We start from the raw sequence: 17,005 nt of genomic DNA, 5'->3' as shown, positions 1-17,005 counted from the left end.
GCGGCTGACACGGGCTGCGGGATTTCAGGAGCGGGAGACCAAGAGCGCACCATGTCGATCGACGTCAACAACGAGTCAGGCACCGAGGTCGACGAGCAGGCGATCCTCGACGTCGCCCGCTACGCGCTCACGAGGATGCGTATCCACCCGCTCTCCGAACTGTCGGTGATCGTGGTGGACGAGGCCGCCATGGAGCAGTTGCACATCCAGTGGATGGATCTGCCGGGCCCGACGGATGTCATGTCCTTCCCGATGGATGAGCTGCGTCCGCCGGTCAAGGACGACGAGGAGCCGCCGCAGGGTCTCCTCGGTGACATCGTGCTCTGCCCCGAGGTGGCGAAGAAGCAGGGCGAGGAGGCCCCGACGCAGCACACCATGGACGAGGAGCTCCAGCTGCTCACCGTCCACGGTGTGCTGCATCTCCTCGGCTACGACCACGAAGTGCCGGACGAGCGGGCCGAGATGTTCGGCCTCCAGGCGGCCATCGTCGACGGCTGGCGGTCCGAGCAGGGGCTCACGGGTCCGTCGCCCGCGCCGACCCTCTCATGACCGCGCAACTGATCGTCGGAGCGGTCGCCCTGGTCGTCGTGGCCTGGCTGGCGGCCTCCGCCGAGGCGGGCCTCGCCCGGATCTCCAGCTTCCGGGCGGCCGAGGCCGTCCGCTCCGGGCGCCGGGGCGCGGCCAAGCTGGCCCAGGTCGCCGCCGACCCGACGCGCTATCTGAATGTGGCCCTGCTGGTGCGGGTCGCCTGTGAGATGGCGGCCGGGGTGCTCGTCACGTACGTCTGCCTGAAGGAGTTCGAGGAGACCTGGGCGGCGCTGGTCGTCGCCATAGGCGTGATGGTGCTCGTCTCGTATGTCGCGGTGGGTGTCTCGCCCCGTACGATCGGCCGCCAGCACCCGCTGAACACGGCGACGGCCTCGGCGTATGTCCTGCTGCCGCTCGCCAGGATCATGGGCCCGATCCCCCAGCTGCTGATCCTGCTGGGCAACGCGCTCACCCCCGGCAAGGGCTTCCGCAAGGGACCGTTCGCCAGCGAGGCCGAGCTGCGGGCGATGGTCGACCTCGCCGAGTCGGAGTCCCTGATCGAGGACGACGAGCGCCGGATGGTGCACTCCGTCTTCGAGCTGGGCGACACCCTCGTACGGGAGGTCATGGTCCCGCGCACGGACCTGGTCTGTATCGAGCGGTACAAGACGATCCGTCAGGCGCTCACGCTGGCGCTGCGCTCCGGCTTCTCCCGTATCCCGGTGACGGGCGAGAACGAGGACGACATCGTCGGCATCGTTTACCTCAAGGACCTGGTCCGGAAGACCCATATCAACCGGGACTCCGAGGCGGATCTGGTCTCGACGGCGATGCGCCCCGCCTCCTTCGTGCCCGACACGAAGAACGCGGGCGATCTGCTGCGCGAGATGCAGCAGGAGCGCAGCCATGTCGCGGTCGTCATCGACGAGTACGGCGGCACGGCCGGCATCGTCACGATCGAGGACATCCTGGAGGAGATCGTCGGCGAGATCACCGACGAGTACGACCGCGAGCTCCCGCCGGTCGAGGAGCTGGGCGACGGCTCGTACCGCGTCACGGCCCGGCTGGACATCGGGGACCTCGGGGAGCTGTTCGGGCTCGACGAATACGACGACGAGGACGTGGAGACGGTCGGCGGCCTCCTGGCGAAGGCCCTGGGCCGCGTCCCGATCGCCGGCGCCACCGCCAGCGTGGACCTGCCGGACGGCCGCACGCTCCGGCTGACGGCGGAATCCCCGGCCGGCCGCCGCAACAAGATCGTCACGGTCCTCGCCGAACCGGTCCGGAAGGAAGCCCAGACGTCGTGACCCCGGCGCAGCTGAAGGCGTGCTGCCTGGCACTGAACGGAACCTCCTCGGACGTCCCGTTCCCGCGCAGCCCGGATGTCACGGTCTTCAGAGTCGCCACGAAGATCTTCGCGATCTGCGCCCTGGAGGACCGCCCGCTGAAGGTCTCGCTCAAGTGCGACCCGGAAGAAGCGCTCCGCCTCCGCGAGACCCACCCGGAGATCGTCCCGGGCTGGCACCTCAACAAGCGCCACTGGAACACGGTGACGGTCGCCCCCCTGCCGGCCCGGATGGTGCGGGAGCTGATCGAGGACTCCTACGACCTGGTCGTGGCCGGCCTCCCGAAGCGGGAACGCCTCAGACTGGACAGGCCCTGAGAACCGCGGTGGCCGTTCTGGGTCGGCCCGTTGAGGGCCGTGCGGAGCGGGCTGCCTATGCTCGGCGTATGACTGAGAGCACCGAACCCGGCACCGGCGTCTCCGCCGAGGACCGCAAGATCATCACGCTGGCCCGCAGCGCCCGTGCGCGTAATGGCGTGCCGGAGGGGGCCGCGGTGCGGGACGAGACCGGGCGTACGTATGTCGCGGGCACCGTGGAGCTGGACTCGCTCCGGCTCAGCGCGCTGCGTACGGCGGTCGCCATGGCCGTGGCCAGTGGTGCCGGCTCGCTGGAGGCGGCGGCCGTCGTCACGGCGGAGGAGGGCGTGTCGGACGAGGACCGTGCGGCCGTGCGCGACCTCGGCGGGCCCGCGACACCGGTCCTGGTGGCGGGGCCGGACGGCACGCTCCGGGGGACCGTCACGGCGGGCTGACCGGCCTCATCGGTGCGCGGAACGTGAAGGGCGCGGCGGCCATGCGGGGCTGTCTGGTCGGCGTGGCGTAAACGATCGGGGACAATAGGCGCCATGAGCGCTCGTACCTCTTCGCCCGAGACTTCTCCCGCGGCAACCGAAGCCCCCCACCGGGCGGGCTTCGCCTGCTTCGTCGGCCGCCCCAACGCGGGCAAGTCCACCCTCACGAACGCTCTGGTCGGTCAGAAGGTGGCCATCACGTCCAACCGGCCGCAGACCACGCGCCACACCGTGCGCGGCATCGTGCACCGGCCCGAGGCGCAGCTGATCCTGGTCGACACCCCGGGCCTCCACAAGCCGCGCACGCTGCTCGGTGAGCGCCTCAACGATGTCGTACGGACGACCTGGGCCGAGGTCGACGTCATCGGCTTCTGTCTGCCCGCCGACCAGAAGCTCGGCCCCGGCGACCGGTACATCGCCAAGGAACTGGCCGCGATCAAGAAGACGCCGAAGGTCGCCGTCGTCACCAAGACGGACCTCGTCGACTCCCAGACGCTGGCCGAACAGCTCATCGCGATCGACCAGCTCGGCAAGGAACTCGGCCTGGAATGGGCCGAGATCGTCCCGGTCTCGGCGGTCGGCGACCAGCAGGTCGGTCTGCTCGCCGATCTGCTCGTCCCGCTCCTCCCGGAGAGCCCGGCGCTCTACCCGGAGGGCGACCTCACCGACGAGCCCGAGCAGGTCATGGTCGCCGAGCTGATCCGCGAGGCCGCGCTGGAAGGTGTACGGGACGAGCTCCCGCACTCCATCGCGGTCGTCGTCGAGGAGATGCTGCCGCGCGAGGACCGCCCGGCGGACAAGCCGCTGCTGGACATCCACGCGAACGTCTATATCGAGCGCCCCAGCCAGAAGGGCATCATCATCGGCCCGAAGGGGAAGCGGCTCAAGGAGGTCGGGACGAAGTCCCGCAAGCACATCGAGGCGCTGCTCGGCACCCCGGTCTTCCTCGATCTGCATGTCAAGGTCGCCAAGGACTGGCAGCGCGACCCGAAGCAGCTGCGCAAGCTCGGGTTCTGACCGGACCGCCGGACGTACTCGTCTAGGCGCCTTCCTTGAGCACGCGCGAGATCAGCGCGCGCTGGGCCTCGGTCAGTCCCGGGTCCGCGCAGTGGACCGTGCGGTCGTCATCGAGGGTGATCACATAGTGGTAGCCGTCCGGTACGCCGGCGGACGGTGTGTCCGCGCCGTCCGCCATCGCCCGCTCGGCCAGTTCCCGCCAGTCACCGGCATCGCGCAGGCCCGAGGTCTCGATCTCGGCCCTGCGCTCGATGCCCGCGAAGCCGCCTGTGCGCCGTACTTGGATACGCATGGGTCCTGTCTAGTACGTGACGGGCGGCGACGGTAGCCGCCGCTCGCGCCCTACCCGGTGCTTCACGCCGTGGGGACCCCGACCTGGGACCACGCCTTGGTCACCGCCTCCAGCTCCGCGCCCTCCCCGAAGCGGGCCCGCGCCGCCGCGACGGTCAGCCGGGCGAAGTCCGCGAAGTCCGCGTCGGCGGCCAGCTCGCCGCCGGTCAGCACGTCGAACCAGAGCTGTCCCGCCCGCTCCCACGCCATGCCGCCGAGCGCCACGGCCAGCAGATAGAACGCGTGATTGGGGATTCCGGAGTTGATGTGGACCCCGCCGTTGTCCTGGCTCGTCCGCACGAAGTCGTCCATGGTCGCCGGCTGCGGATCCTTGCCGAGGACATCGTCGTCGTACGCCGTGCCCGGCGCCTTCATGGAGCGCAGCGCCTCCCCGCGGACACCGGGCGCGAGCAGGCCCGCGCCGATCAGCCAGTCGGCCTGCTCGGCGCTCTGGCCCAGGGCGTACTGCTTGACCAGCGAGCCGAGGACGTCCGACACGGACTCGTTGAGGGCGCCCGACTGCCCCTGGTAGTCGAGGTTGGCGGTGTACTGCGTGAGGCCGTGGGCCAGCTCGTGGCCGATCACGTCGACGGGCAGCGTGAAGTCGAGGAAGACCTCGCCGTCACCGTCGCCGAAGACCATCTGATCGCCGTTCCAGAAGGCGTTCGCGTACCCCTCGTCGTAGTGGACGCTGGCGACCAGCGGGAGCCCGGCGCCGTCGAGCGAGTCACGTCCGTACACCGACTTCAGCAGCTCGAACGTGGCGCCGAGACCGCTGTACGCGCGGTTGACGGTGGCGTCGCGGCCGGGCCCGTCGCCCTCGTCGCGCACCTTCCTGCCCGGCAGGGTGGTGCGGTGCTCGCAGTCGTGGATGGCGCGGTGCGGGTTTCCGGTGGCGGCGGCCGTGGGGGAGGCGACGGCGCGCAGGCCGGTGATCCGGCGCTGGGTGCGGTGGGCGGAGTCCACCTCCAGGGTGCGGCGGGCGGGCCCGGAGAGCCGGGGGTCCTCGGCCTGGGCCAGCTTGTCGAGGACATGGGGCGGGACGATGGCGCAGAAGACGGGAGCGATGGTGTTCATACCAGCACGGTGGCAGTGTGTGACTCTCCTGTCACTCATCGCGACAGGAATTGCTGAGATGGAGTGATTCCCGCACGCTGGATCTTTACGGCGTCCGCTATGTCCCGCCGTCTCGCCGGACGCTCTGCCCGTCCCGCATTCTGATACGGACCCGCGCGTCCGGCACCGCTCGGCTAGGCTGCCTCACATCATGCGTTTCGGGCTGCTTCTCCTTAGCTGCCGCGGCGAGGGTCTGTAGTCGTAGGCCGACCCCCTCCCCGCGGAGTCTGGCGTTGCGGTGATCACGCCCGTCGGCCGTCCCAGCGGACACACGAGGAGCCCTGCGCAATGTCTGAATCTTCCGTCGGTCGCGCCACGCCCATCACCAACGCGACCCACACCCAGCGGCCGTCCGGGATGCCGATCCACAAGTACGGCCGCTACGAGGCGGTGGAGATCCCCGACCGCACCTGGCCGGACAACCGGATCACCGTCGCTCCCCGCTGGCTCTCCACCGATCTGCGCGACGGCAACCAGGCGCTGATCGACCCCATGTCGCCGGCCCGCAAGCGCGAGATGTTCGATCTGCTGGTCCGCATGGGCTACAAGGAGATCGAGGTCGGCTTCCCGTCCTCCGGTGAGACCGACTTCGCGTTCGTACGGTCGATCATCGAAGAGGGCGCGATCCCCGAGGACGTGACGATCTCCGTCCTGACCCAGTCCCGCGAGGAACTGATCGAGCGCACCATCGAGGCGCTGCGCGGCGCCCACCGCGCGACCGTCCATCTGTACAACGCCACCGCTCCCACGTTCCGCCGGGTCGTCTTCCGCGGTACGAAGGAGCAGGTAAAGCAGATCGCCGTGGACGGCACCCGGCTGGTGATGGAGTACGCCGAGAAGATCCTGGGCCCCGAGACCGTCTTCGGCTACCAGTACAGCCCGGAGATCTTCACCGACACCGAGCTGGACTTCGCGCTGGAGGTCTGCGAGGGCGTCATGGACGTCTGGCAGCCCGAGGCCGGCCGCGAGATCATTCTCAATCTGCCCGCCACGGTGGAGCGTTCGACCCCGTCCACGCACGCGGACCGCTTCGAGTGGATGTCGCGCCATCTCTCCCGCCGCGAGAACGTGTGCCTGTCCGTGCACCCGCACAACGACCGCGGTACGGCCGTCGCCGCCGCCGAACTGGCGCTCATGGCCGGGGCGGACCGTATCGAGGGCTGTCTGTTCGGGCAGGGCGAGCGCACCGGCAATGTCGACCTGGTGACGCTGGGCATGAACCTCTTCTCGCAGGGTGTCGACCCGCAGATCGACTTCTCGCAGATCGACGAGATCCGCCGTACCAGCGAGTACTGCAACCAGATGGAGATCCACCCGCGCCACCCCTACGCGGGCGATCTGGTCTACACGTCCTTCTCCGGCTCCCACCAGGACGCCATCAAGAAGGGCTTCGACGCGCGTGAGGCCGACGCGGCAGCGCAGGGCAAGCCGGTCGACGAGATCGAGTGGGCCGTGCCGTATCTGCCGATCGACCCGAAGGACGTGGGCCGTTCGTACGAGGCGGTCATCCGGGTCAACTCGCAGTCCGGCAAGGGCGGGATCGCGTACGTACTGAAGAACGACCACAAGCTGGACCTGCCGCGCCGGATGCAGATCGAGTTCTCCCGGATCATCCAGGCCAAGACCGACGCCGAGGGCGGCGAGGTCACCCCCGGCCAGATCTGGTCGGTCTTCCAGGACGAGTACCTGCCCAACCCGGACAACGCCTGGGGCCGGATCCAGCTCCGCTCCGGCCAGACCACGACCGACACCGACGGCAAGGACACACTGACCGTCCAGGCCGTCGTGGACGGTACGGACACCGTGCTGACCGGTACCGGAAACGGTCCGATTTCGGCCTTCTTCGAGGCGCTGGCCACGGTGGGGGTGGACGCCCGGCTGCTGGACTACCAGGAGCACACCATGAGTGAGGGCGCGAGCGCGCAGGCGGCCTCGTACATCGAGTGCGCGATCGACGGAAAGGTGCTGTGGGGCATCGGAATCGACGCGAACACCACCCGCGCTTCACTCAAGGCGGTCATTTCCGCGGTGAACCGCGCGACCCGCTGATCCGGCCGTCGCCCCCGGCCTGACCTGAGCGTTCACGGACCCCGGCCACCGGACACGGTGGTCGGGGTTCAGCCATGTCGTGGCGATCTCTCGCCGCGGTACTGACGGCACGCATGCGATGTGGCTAACATCACGTCAACGCGGCGGCTCTGCATCCGGATTCCCCGACAGGACGCAGAGGCGAAGTGGCGTGCAACGCAACGAAGCGTTGCCGGAGCGTGACGGAGGTGCGCGACGTGCTGCCAGCTCAGAGACCCGGCGGGCGGAAAGTACGTGTCTGCGGCATTCGTACGTCCTGGAACACCGTCGGTGACGGGGAGTTCTTCTGCCCCGACTGCGGGGGCGACCGCAACTACCGCCGTCGTACCGGCCGTCGCCGTTTCACGGTGCTCGGAGTCCCGCTGCTCTCCCGCGGCTGTGCCGGGCCCGTCGTCGAATGCGCCGCCTGCCACGCCCACTTCGGGATGGATGTGCTCGACCACCCCACCACCGTCCGCTTCTCCGCGATGCTGCGCGACGCCGTGCACACGGTCGCGCTGGCGGTCCTCGCGGCGGGTGGCACGTCCTCGCGTACGGTCAGGGAGACCGCTGTCCACACGGTCAGGGCGGCCGGGTTCGAGGACTGCACGGAGGACCGGCTGACGGATCTGGTCGACGCGCTGGCCGAGGACACCGGCCGGTTCCTCCTGGAGCCGGGCCCGTGCGGCGCGGCGCTCGCCATCGAGCTGCATGAGGCGCTGGAGCCGCTGGCCCCGCATCTGGCCCCGGCCGGCCGGGAGTCGATCGTGCTCCAGGGCGCGCGGATCGCGGTGGCGGACGGGCCGTACAGCCTGCCGGAGCGCGAGGTGCTGAGCATCGTCGGCGGCGCGCTCCAGCTCTGCTCGGACGATACGGAGCGGCTGCTGCTGGCGGCGTCCGGCACGCCCTCCTGAGCCCGGCTCCCGAGGGCGAGGGGGCCCGGCGGGCGGAGGGGCGTCCGCGCATGCGGGAGAATGGGCCCCATGAGTCTGTTCCGGGACGACGGCGTTGTGCTGCGCACCCAGAAGCTCGGTGAGGCCGACCGGATCATCACGCTTCTGACCCGCGGCCACGGCCGTGTCCGCGCGGTCGCCCGGGGGGTACGGCGGACCAAGTCGAAGTTCGGGGCGCGGCTGGAGCCGTTCTCCCATGTCGATGTGCAGTTCTTCGCGCGCGGCAGCGATCTCGTCGGACGCGGGCTGCCGCTGTGCACCCAGAGCGAGACCATCGCTCCGTACGGTGGCGGCATCGTCACCGACTACGCCCGCTACACCGCGGGCACCGCCATGCTGGAGACCGCCGAGCGGTTCACCGACCACGAGGGCGAGCCGGCCGTCCAGCAGTATCTGCTCCTGGTCGGCGGGCTGCGTACGCTCGCGCGCGGGGAGCACGCGCCGCATCTGATCCTGGACGCCTTCCTGCTGCGCTCCCTCGCCGTCAACGGCTACGCGCCGAGCTTCGACGACTGCGCGAAGTGCGGACTCCACGGGCCGAATCGTTTCTTTTCGGTCGCGGCGGGTGGCGTCATCTGCGGCGACTGCCGGGTGCCCGGCAGCGTCGTACCCTCGGCTGAGGCCGTCGGACTGCTCAGCGCGCTGCTGACCGGTGACTGGGACACGGCGGACGCGTGCGAGGCACGGCATGTCAGGGAGGGCAGCGGACTGGTGTCCGCCTATCTGCACTGGCACCTGGAGCGCGGGCTGCGCTCGCTCAGATACGTAGAGAAGAACTAGGAAAACTAGGAGACGAGAGCGCATGGCACGACGCGGAATCCTGGGGCGTCCCCGCCGCGAGTACAAGACGCCGGAACCGCACCCCTCCGGTGCGCGCCCGCCGAAGATCCCCGGCGAGCTGGTGCCGAAGCACGTGGCCTGTGTCATGGACGGCAACGGCCGCTGGGCCAAGGAGCGCGGTCTGCCGCGTACCGAGGGCCACAAGGTCGGCGAGGGCGTTGTGCTCGATGTGCTCAAGGGCTGTCTGGAGATGGGTGTCAAGAACCTCTCCCTGTACGCCTTCTCCACCGAGAACTGGAAGCGCACCCCCGACGAGGTGCGCTTCCTCATGAACTTCAACCGCGATGTCATCCGGCGCCGCCGCGACGAGATGGACGAACTGGGGATCCGGATCCGCTGGGTGGGCCGGATGCCCAAGATGTGGAAGTCGGTCGTCCAGGAGCTCCAGGTCGCCCAGGAGCAGACGAAGGACAACGACGCCATGACGCTCTACTTCTGCGTCAACTACGGCGGCCGTGCGGAGATCGCGGACGCCGCGCAGGCGCTCGCCGCCGATGTGGCGTCCGGCAAGCTCGACCCGTCCAAGGTCAACGAGAAGACGTTCGCCAAGTATCTGTACTACCCGGACATGCCGGACGTGGATCTCTTCCTGCGCCCCAGCGGTGAGCAGCGCACGTCCAACTATCTGATCTGGCAGAGCAGTTACGCCGAGATGGTCTTCCAGGACGTGCTGTGGCCGGACTTCGACCGGCGTGATCTGTGGCGGGCCTGTCTGGAGTACGCGTCCAGGGACCGGCGCTTCGGCGGCGCGCTGCCGAACGAGGAGCAGCCGGAGCAGGCCGAACCGGCGGAGCGGCAGGGCTGAAACGCGGCGGGGTCGCCGTACGGGCCGCATGACGAGCCCGTACGGCGACCCCGAGGCGCCTCGAACAACGGCCGGACAGGGCCTAGTTCTTCGCGACCGCCGCCGCGCACTCCGCGCAGGTGCCGAAGATCTCCACCGTGTGCGCCACGCCGACATAGCCGTGCTGCGCGGCGATCGTCTCGGCCCACTGCTCCACCGCGGGTCCCTCGACCTCGACGGCCTTTCCGCAGACCCGGCAGACGAGATGGTGGTGGTGGTCGCCGGTCGAGCAGCGCCGGTAGACCGACTCGCCGTCGTTCGTCCGCAGTACATCGACCTCGCCCGCGTCGGCGAGGGACTGCAGGGTGCGATAGACGGTGGTCAGACCGACCGAGTCACCACGGTGTTTGAGCATGTCGTGGAGCTCCTGCGCGCTACGGAACTCGTCCACCTCGTCGAGCGCCGCCGCCACCGCGGCGCGCTGGCGGGTCGATCGGCCGCGCACGGGGGCCGCGCTCGATCCACCGCTGGGCGCAGTCGTCACAGGTGCCTCCTTGCCTCTGCCCGTATCCCTCGGGCGTTGCCCGCTTCCCACGGGCCATTCTGCCAGTTCGTGACCGGCTCTTGGTCGGACCGTGACATCGCAGGCGATCAGACCGTGACATCGCCCGTGCTCCGGCGCGCGGCGGGTACGTGTACCTCCGGCGCTTCCCCGTCCGGTACGGCCGAGGCCTCGGCGGTGCGCAGGGCGCGGGCCCTGCGTCTCGCGAGGGGGGTCGCGAGAGCGGTCAGCACCACGAAGACACCGATCGCGATCAGCACGATCGTCGCGCCGGGCGGCACGTCCTGGTAGTACGAGGTGACCGTGCCGGCCAGCGTCACCGCCGTACCGATCACGACGGCCAGGACGAAGGTGACCACGAAGGACCGGGTGATCTGCTGGGCCGCCGCGACCGGCACCACCATCAGCGCGCTGACCAGCAGCAGACCCACCACCCGCATGGCGACGGTGACCGTCACCGCGGCCGTCACCGCGATCAGCAGATTCAGCGCCCGTACCGGCAGTCCGGTGACGCGGGCGAACTCCTCGTCCTGGCTGACCGCGAAGAGCTGCCGCCGCAGCCCCACGGTGACCAGCACCACAAACGCGGCGAGCAGCGAGATCGCGGTCACGTCCGCCGGCGAGACCGTCGAGAGGGAGCCGAAGAGATACGTACTGAGGCTGCCGTTGGAGCCGTTCGGCGCGAGATTGATCAGCAGGACACCGCCCGCCATCCCGCCGTAGAAGAGCATCGCCAGCGCGATATCGCCGCGCGTGCGGCCGTACGCCCTGATCAGCTCCATCGTGACGGCACCGGCCACCGAGACCAGCGTCGCCATCCAGATCGCGCTGGTGGAGAGCAGGAAGCCCAGACCGACCCCGGTCATCGCGACATGGCCGATGCCGTCGCCCATCAGGGCCTGACGGCGCTGTACGAGATAGATGCCGACGGCGGGGGCGGTGATGCCGACCAGGACGGCCGCGATCAGCGCGCGCTGCATAAAGGCGGTCTGGAGTATTTCCATGGTCAGGTCAGCAGTCCTGTGCGGAGCGGCTCGCCGGCCGCGTGCGGATGAACGTGATCGTGGCCGGGCAGGGCATGCTGGCCGACCGCCCGGGGCGGTGGCCCGTCGTGCACCACGCAGCCGTCGCGCAGCACCACCGCGCGGTCGATCAGCGGCTCCAGTGGGCCGAGTTCATGCAGGACGAGCAGAACGGTCGTACCGGCCGCGACCTGTTCGCGCAGGGTGGCGGCGAGGATGTCCTGGCTGGCCAGGTCGACGCCCGCCATCGGCTCGTCCATGATCAGCAGTTCGGGCCCGGCGGCGAGCGCCCTGGCTATCAGCACGCGCTGGTGCTGGCCGCCGGAGAGCGCCTCCACGGAGTCCTTGGCGCGGTCGGTGAGCCCGACCAGCTCGATGGCCCGCTCGACGGCGGCCCGGTCGGCCTTGCGGGGCAGGCCGAACCTCGTACGGGACAGCCGACCGGAGGCGACGACCTCACGGACGGTCGCGGGCACCCCGCTCGCGGCGGTGGTGCGCTGCGGTACGTAACCGACGCGCGCCCAGTCGCGGAAGCGGCGCAGCGGCGTCGAGAAGAGCGTGATCTCACCCTCGGCCAGCGGTACCTGCCCGATCACCGAGCGCACGGCGGTGGACTTGCCGGAGCCGTTGGCGCCGAGCAGGGCGACGACCTCACCGCTGTGCACGGCGAGGTCGATACCGCGCAGCACGGGGCGCGAACCGAGCGTGGCCCTGGCGCCCCGGACGGTGACGACCGGGGCGGAGCGCCGCTCCGGTGTCCGCTGTGCCGCCTCAGCGGTCTGGCCGCTCTCCACCGTCGCCATGTCGGGCGCCTCCGATCCTGCTGCCGGCTGTTTCACTTCGCGGGCCTCACTTCGCGCCGAGTGCCTTCCGCAGCGCGGCGAGGTTGGAGTTCATGACCTCGATGTAGTCATCGCCCTTGGACTTGTCCGTAATTCCCTCCAGCGGGTCCAGGACGTCGGTCTTCAGTCCGGAGTCCGCGGCGATGGTCTTGGCGGTCTTGTCGCTGGCGAGCGTCTCGAAGAATACGGTGCCGACCTTGTCGTGCTCCGCGATGGTCTCCAGTTCCTTCACCCGGGCGGGGGTGGGCTCCGACTCGGGGTCGAGGCCCGCGATGGCCTCCTGCGTCAGACCGTAGCGCTCGGCGAGATAGCCGAAGGCGGCGTGGGTGGTGATGAAGGTCTTGGTGGTGGTGTCGGCGAGGCCCTGCTTGAACGCGGTGTCCAGGCCGCCGAGCTGCTTCACCAGCGCGTCGGTGTTCTTCCGGTACGTGGCGGAGTTGTCCGGGTCGGCCTTCTCCAGGGAAGCGCCGACACCCTTGGCGACCTCGGCGTACTTCACCGGGTCCAGCCAGATGTGCGGGTCCTTGCCGTCCAGGGAACTTTCTTCGCCGGCGTGGCTCTCCTCGTCCGCATGGCCGTCCGCGCCGTCCGCGTGGCCGTCGTCGTGGGAGTGGCCGACCTCGGTGCCGTGCTTCTCCAGCGTGGTGAGCGAAGTCGCGTCGACGGTGTTCTGCACACCGGACTGCGTGATGGCCTCGTCCACGGCGGGCTGAATACCCTTGAGGTAGAGGATGACATCGGCTTCGCCGAGCTGGGCGGCCTGCCGGGGGCTGAGCTCCAGGTCGTGCGGCTCGACGCCGGGCTTGGTGAGCGTGGTGACGGAGACGTGGTCGCCGCCTATTCGCTCGGCCAGGAACTGCATGGGGTAGAACGACGCGGTCACCGCGAGCTTGTCGCCGCTCTTCTTGGTGGCGGCGTCGGAGGAGGAGCAGGCGGACAGCGCGACCAGACCGAGGGTGACTGCTCCGGCGAGGGTGGCGGTGGGTATCAGGCGTCGTGCGTTCATGACTGTCATTTTCAACAAAACTGGAAACGATTGTCAACAAGGGGCGGAGAGGTCTCTTACCCCGCACCGATTTGATCCAAGGGGTGCGGCCGCCGCTAATCTGAAGCATTCGCCGTTCGTCGTCGTCGTAATGAAGAGAGCACCGTGGCCGCCGACAAGATCGACAGCATCGTCAACCTGAGCAAGCGCCGTGGCTTCGTCTACCCGTGCAGTGAGATCTACGGTGGTCAGCGCGCCGCCTGGGACTACGGGCCGCTCGGAGTCGAGCTGAAGGAAAACCTCAAGCGTCAGTGGTGGCGGTACATGGTCACCTCGCGCGAGGACGTTGTCGGTATCGACTCCTCGGTGATCCTCGCCACGGAGGTCTGGGAGGCGTCCGGCCACGTCGCGACCTTCAGTGACCCGCTCACCGAGTGCACCTCCTGTCACAAGCGCTTCCGCGCCGACCACCTGGAGGAGGCGTACGAGGCGAAGCACGGCAAGGCGCCCGAGAACGGCCTCGCCGACATCAACTGCCCCAACTGCGGCAACAAGGGAACGTTCACCGACCCCAAGCAGTTCTCCGGCCTGCTCTCCACTCATCTCGGCCCGACGCAGGACTCCGGCTCGATCGCCTATCTGCGGCCCGAGACCGCGCAGGGCATTTTCACCAACTTCGCCCAGGTGCAGCAGACTTCGCGCAAGAAGCCGCCGTTCGGCATCGCGCAGATGGGCAAGTCCTTCCGGAACGAGATCACTCCGGGCAACTTCATTTTCCGCACGCGCGAGTTCGAGCAGATGGAGATGGAGTTCTTCGTCAAGCCGGGCGAGGACGAGCAGTGGCAGGAATACTGGATGGAGCAGCGCTGGAACTGGTACACCGGCCTGGGTCTCCGTGAGGAGAACATGCGGTGGTACGAGCACCCGGCCGAGAAGCTCTCGCACTACTCCAAGCGCACCGCCGACATCGAGTACCGCTTCCAGTTCGGCGGCAGCGAGTGGGGCGAGCTGGAGGGTGTCGCCAACCGTACGGACTACGACCTCTCCGCGCACTCCAAGGCGTCCGGCCACGACCTGTCGTACTTCGACCAGGAGGCCGGCGAGCGCTGGACCCCGTATGTCATCGAGCCCGCCGCCGGTGTCGGCCGCTCGATGCTGGCCTTCCTCCTCGACGCGTACAACGAGGACGAGGCGCCCAATGCCAAGGGCGTCATGGAGAAGCGCACCGTGATGCGTCTTGACCCGCGCCTGGCGCCGGTCAAGGTGGCCGTGCTGCCGCTCTCCCGCAACCCGCAGCTGTCGCCGAAGGCCAAGGGCCTCGCGACGGATCTGCGGCGCAACTGGAACATCGAGTTCGATGACGCGGGCGCCATCGGCCGCCGCTACCGCCGCCAGGACGAGATCGGCACGCCGTTCTGTGTGACCGTCGACTTCGACACCCTGGACGACAACGCGGTGACCGTGCGCGAGCGCGACACGATGCAGCAGGAGCGTGTCTCGCTGGACCAGATCCAGAGCTACCTCGGCGCCCGGCTCCTCGGCTGCTGACGGCGGCTGCCGACGGCCCACAGTGAACGGCGGGTCACGTTCGTAGCTCGAAGCCCCCGGTTCCTCCACGGAACCGGGGGCTCCGTTGCAGACTGGGCGCTGACCTACCAGGGAGGCACGGATCATGCCGGCCACGACCACCAGCACGGTCAGGAGATGGGACCAGCATGGGCGCGAGCATGTCGTACGCGTCCAGAAGGCGGGTGTGCAGCGGTCGTTGAGCTGCGACACCTGCGGCTGGCGCAAGGGGGCGCAGTTCCTGCCCTGGCTCAAGGCCGAGGAGCATCTCACCGAGGCCCACCAGGCGACGGTGGACCCGGCGGCCGAGTGAGCGCGCCCGGACCGCCGCCCGGTCAGGCCCGCAGACCGCGCAGCAGCAGATCGCACACGGCGGTGAACTCGGCGTCGATCGTGGGCTTTTGCCACTCCGGCGCATAGGCGGGGTCATGGAAGCGGGCCGTGGCGGCGAAGACCGCCCCGGCCGTGCTCGCCGGGTCCGCCGCCACGAACTCGCCCTCGCGCACGCCCTCTTCGACGATCCGGGTGAGCTGATGGGCCAGCTCCGTCAGATGCGCGTCGACCACATCGCTGCTCTCGTCGATGAGCACGGAGAACGTGGCGAACAGCTCCGGGTCGTCCCCCGCCTTGTGCCGCTTGGTGTCGAACAGCGCCAGCAGCCAGCCGCGCAGCTTCTCCGGGCCCGGCCCGGCCTCGCCCTCCATGATCTCGGCCAGCACGGTCTCCGTACGGCTCAGCCAGCGCGAGGTGACCGCCTCCCGCAGCGCCGCCTTCGTACGGAAGTGCCGGTAGACACTGCCATGGCTGACGCCGAGCACCCGTGCCACATCGACCACCGTCGCCTTCGCCGGTCCGTAGCGGCGCAGCACCTCCTCGGTGGCTTCGAGGATGCGCTCTGCGGTCAGGGGCTCGGTGGCCATGGGGCGCCCGGCCTTTCATGTCATGGCTCGTACGGCGGATGCGACAGATGACACTACCTGTCAGGTCCGGCGGCCCGCACCGGTCAGCGCTCGCTGTCCAGATGCGCCATCTGCCCGGCCGGATACCGGTCCCCGGCGGCGGCGCCGGACGGTACGGCGCGCTCGATGGCGGCCAGATCATCGGCGTCCAGCGTGACGTCCAGTGCGCCCAGGGCCTCGGTCAGCCGGTCACGGCGGCGGGCGCCGACGAGCGGCACGATGTCCTCACCCCGGGAGAGCACCCAGGCGATGGCGAGCTGGGCGACCGAGACGCCCTTCTGCTCGGCGATCTTCCGCAGCGACTCGACCAGCCCGAGATTGTGCTGAAGGTTCTCGCCCTGGAACCGGGGACTCATGGACCGGAAGTCGGTGGGGGACAGCCGGCGGTCGCGGGTGAAGTGGCCGCTGATCAGTCCGCGTGAGAGCACTCCGTACGCCGTGACACCGATGCCCAGCTCGCGGACGGTCGACAGGATCTCGTCCTCGATGCCGCGCGAGATCAGGGAGTACTCGATCTGGAGGTCCGCGACCGGGGTGACGGCGGCGGCCCGGCGGATGGTCCCGGCGCCAACCTCGGAGAGTCCGACGTGGCGCACATGCCCGGACTGGATCAGCTCGGCGATGGCGCCGACCGTCTCCTCGATCGGGACGTCCGGGTCGACCCTGGCGATCCGGTAGATGTCGATGTGGTCGGTGCCGAGCCGCCGCAGGGAGTACGCGGCGAAGTTCTTCACGGCGGCCGGACGGCCGTCATAACCGCTCCACCCGTTGTCCGGATCGCGCAGGGCGCCGAACTTGACGCTGGTGAGGGCCCGTTCGCGGGCGCCGGCCGGGGCGGTGCGCAGGGCTTCGCCGATCAACAGCTCGTTATGGCCCATGCCGTAGAAGTCGCCCGTGTCGAGCAGGGTGACGCCCGCGTCCAGCGCGGCGTGGATGGTGGCGATGGACTCGGCGCGGTCCACCTCTTCCCCGTACAGGGCGGACATGCCCATGCAGCCGAGGCCGAGGGCGGCGGTGCGGGGACCGGAGGCGCCGAGGGAGCGCGTGGGGATGGCGTTCATGAGGGGTTCCTCCATGCGGATCGGGATCTGAGAACGAGAAGCGACGGAGCGGAGAACGAGGAGCTACTGAACAACCATGGCATGAGCGATGACAGATTTCAATATCTGTCATTACCCATCCGTGGATGTGTCTGGTGTCCGCCAAAAACGCGTTACGTCCCGGCCCCGCCCGGTGGTAGCGTCACGGGCATGTTCTTCCAGATCTACGAGTGAGAGCGCGGCGGCGACGACCCGCCC

At 69.2% G+C, this 17,005-nt stretch carries 19 protein-coding genes; 11 read left to right on the top strand and 8 right to left on the bottom strand.

Going from position 1 to position 17,005, the window contains the following annotated elements; translation table 11 throughout:
• Positions 1–51: 51 nt before the first annotated feature.
• The 5 genes from ybeY to era all read left to right on the top strand — a co-directional run bounded on the left by ybeY (position 52) and on the right by era (position 3,681).
• Positions 52–549 (top strand): rRNA maturation RNase YbeY, encoded by a 498-nt coding sequence (gene ybeY / locus ACFRKB_RS12570; RefSeq protein ID WP_030354192.1) that lies wholly within the window; start codon positions 52–54, stop codon positions 547–549.
• Positions 546–1,835, top strand: coding sequence for a hemolysin family protein (locus ACFRKB_RS12565; protein WP_383105588.1), 1,290 nt, complete (start codon positions 546–548; stop codon positions 1,833–1,835). Before ybeY ends, ACFRKB_RS12565 begins: the two co-directional genes overlap by 4 nt.
• Complete coding sequence (locus ACFRKB_RS12560; RefSeq protein ID WP_383105587.1) at positions 1,832–2,191, top strand: MmcQ/YjbR family DNA-binding protein; 360 nt, start codon at positions 1,832–1,834, stop codon at positions 2,189–2,191. Before ACFRKB_RS12565 ends, ACFRKB_RS12560 begins: the two co-directional genes overlap by 4 nt.
• A 68-nt stretch (positions 2,192–2,259) precedes the next feature.
• Entirely contained in the window at positions 2,260–2,625 is a 366-nt protein-coding gene (locus ACFRKB_RS12555; RefSeq protein WP_383105586.1) for a cytidine deaminase, read from the top strand.
• A 93-nt stretch (positions 2,626–2,718) separates the two neighbouring features.
• Positions 2,719–3,681: a GTPase Era gene (era, locus tag ACFRKB_RS12550; RefSeq protein WP_383105584.1), complete on the top strand. Its 963-nt coding sequence runs from the start codon at positions 2,719–2,721 to the stop codon at positions 3,679–3,681.
• 22 nt (positions 3,682–3,703) lie between these two features.
• Here the strand turns inward: era and ACFRKB_RS12545 are convergent, their stop codons facing one another.
• Both ACFRKB_RS12545 and ACFRKB_RS12540 read right to left on the bottom strand, forming a co-directional pair.
• The gene (locus ACFRKB_RS12545) at positions 3,704–3,973 is read right to left on the bottom strand and encodes a protealysin inhibitor emfourin (protein WP_383105582.1); all 270 of its coding nucleotides are present in this window, start codon (positions 3,971–3,973) and stop codon (positions 3,704–3,706) included.
• A 62-nt stretch (positions 3,974–4,035) separates the two neighbouring features.
• Positions 4,036–5,088 carry a M4 family metallopeptidase gene (locus tag ACFRKB_RS12540; protein WP_383105580.1) on the bottom strand — a complete coding sequence of 351 codons (1,053 nt, stop codon included), beginning with the start codon at positions 5,086–5,088 and terminating at the stop codon, positions 4,036–4,038.
• 327 nt (positions 5,089–5,415) lie between these two features.
• On the opposite strand from ACFRKB_RS12540, the gene leuA reads away from it, so the two are divergent.
• The 4 genes from leuA to ACFRKB_RS12520 all read left to right on the top strand — a co-directional run bounded on the left by leuA (position 5,416) and on the right by ACFRKB_RS12520 (position 9,792).
• The gene (gene leuA / locus ACFRKB_RS12535) at positions 5,416–7,176 is read left to right on the top strand and encodes a 2-isopropylmalate synthase (RefSeq protein WP_383105579.1); all 1,761 of its coding nucleotides are present in this window, start codon (positions 5,416–5,418) and stop codon (positions 7,174–7,176) included.
• A gap of 236 nt (positions 7,177–7,412) precedes the next feature.
• Entirely contained in the window at positions 7,413–8,108 is a 696-nt protein-coding gene (locus ACFRKB_RS12530) for a TerB family tellurite resistance protein (RefSeq protein ID WP_365971109.1), read from the top strand.
• A 69-nt stretch (positions 8,109–8,177) separates the two neighbouring features.
• Positions 8,178–8,927 carry a DNA repair protein RecO gene (gene recO / locus ACFRKB_RS12525; protein ID WP_129771048.1) on the top strand — a complete coding sequence of 250 codons (750 nt, stop codon included), beginning with the start codon at positions 8,178–8,180 and terminating at the stop codon, positions 8,925–8,927.
• Between the two features lie 22 nt (positions 8,928–8,949).
• Positions 8,950–9,792 (top strand): isoprenyl transferase, encoded by an 843-nt coding sequence (locus ACFRKB_RS12520; protein ID WP_383105577.1) that lies wholly within the window; start codon positions 8,950–8,952, stop codon positions 9,790–9,792.
• Between the two features lie 82 nt (positions 9,793–9,874).
• On the opposite strand, the gene ACFRKB_RS12515 is transcribed toward ACFRKB_RS12520, so the two are convergent.
• From ACFRKB_RS12515 to ACFRKB_RS12500, 4 genes are all read right to left on the bottom strand, one after another.
• On the bottom strand, positions 9,875–10,315 hold the full coding sequence (locus ACFRKB_RS12515; RefSeq protein ID WP_030354181.1) for a Fur family transcriptional regulator: 441 nt from the start codon (positions 10,313–10,315) through the stop codon (positions 9,875–9,877).
• A gap of 107 nt (positions 10,316–10,422) precedes the next feature.
• Positions 10,423–11,337 carry a metal ABC transporter permease gene (locus ACFRKB_RS12510; protein ID WP_383105575.1) on the bottom strand — a complete coding sequence of 305 codons (915 nt, stop codon included), beginning with the start codon at positions 11,335–11,337 and terminating at the stop codon, positions 10,423–10,425.
• Between the two features lie 2 nt (positions 11,338–11,339).
• A complete protein-coding gene (locus tag ACFRKB_RS12505) occupies positions 11,340–12,158 on the bottom strand; it encodes a metal ABC transporter ATP-binding protein (RefSeq protein ID WP_383105573.1) in 819 nt (272 codons plus the stop codon).
• Positions 12,159–12,204: 46 nt separating this feature from the next.
• On the bottom strand, positions 12,205–13,203 hold the full coding sequence (locus ACFRKB_RS12500) for a metal ABC transporter substrate-binding protein (RefSeq protein ID WP_383105571.1): 999 nt from the start codon (positions 13,201–13,203) through the stop codon (positions 12,205–12,207).
• A 144-nt stretch (positions 13,204–13,347) separates the two neighbouring features.
• Between ACFRKB_RS12500 and ACFRKB_RS12495 the strand changes: the two genes are divergently transcribed.
• Together ACFRKB_RS12495 and ACFRKB_RS12490 are read left to right on the top strand one after the other, a co-directional pair.
• Positions 13,348–14,730: a glycine--tRNA ligase gene (locus ACFRKB_RS12495; protein WP_383105569.1), complete on the top strand. Its 1,383-nt coding sequence runs from the start codon at positions 13,348–13,350 to the stop codon at positions 14,728–14,730.
• Positions 14,731–14,854: 124 nt separating this feature from the next.
• Positions 14,855–15,061: a hypothetical protein gene (locus ACFRKB_RS12490; RefSeq protein WP_365971102.1), complete on the top strand. Its 207-nt coding sequence runs from the start codon at positions 14,855–14,857 to the stop codon at positions 15,059–15,061.
• A gap of 22 nt (positions 15,062–15,083) precedes the next feature.
• On the opposite strand, the gene ACFRKB_RS12485 is transcribed toward ACFRKB_RS12490, so the two are convergent.
• On the bottom strand, positions 15,084–15,668 hold the full coding sequence (locus ACFRKB_RS12485; protein WP_383105567.1) for a TetR/AcrR family transcriptional regulator: 585 nt from the start codon (positions 15,666–15,668) through the stop codon (positions 15,084–15,086).
• Between the two features lie 83 nt (positions 15,669–15,751).
• On the bottom strand, positions 15,752–16,768 hold the full coding sequence (locus tag ACFRKB_RS12480) for an aldo/keto reductase (protein ID WP_383105565.1): 1,017 nt from the start codon (positions 16,766–16,768) through the stop codon (positions 15,752–15,754).
• Positions 16,769–17,005 lie beyond the last annotated feature (237 nt).

Source organism: Streptomyces scopuliridis, assembly GCF_042790125.1.
Taxonomy (GTDB): domain Bacteria; phylum Actinomycetota; class Actinomycetes; order Streptomycetales; family Streptomycetaceae; genus Streptomyces; species Streptomyces scopuliridis_A.
Note: the sequence above shows the minus strand (reverse complement) of the source record. Positions and strands in the feature narration are given on the sequence as shown.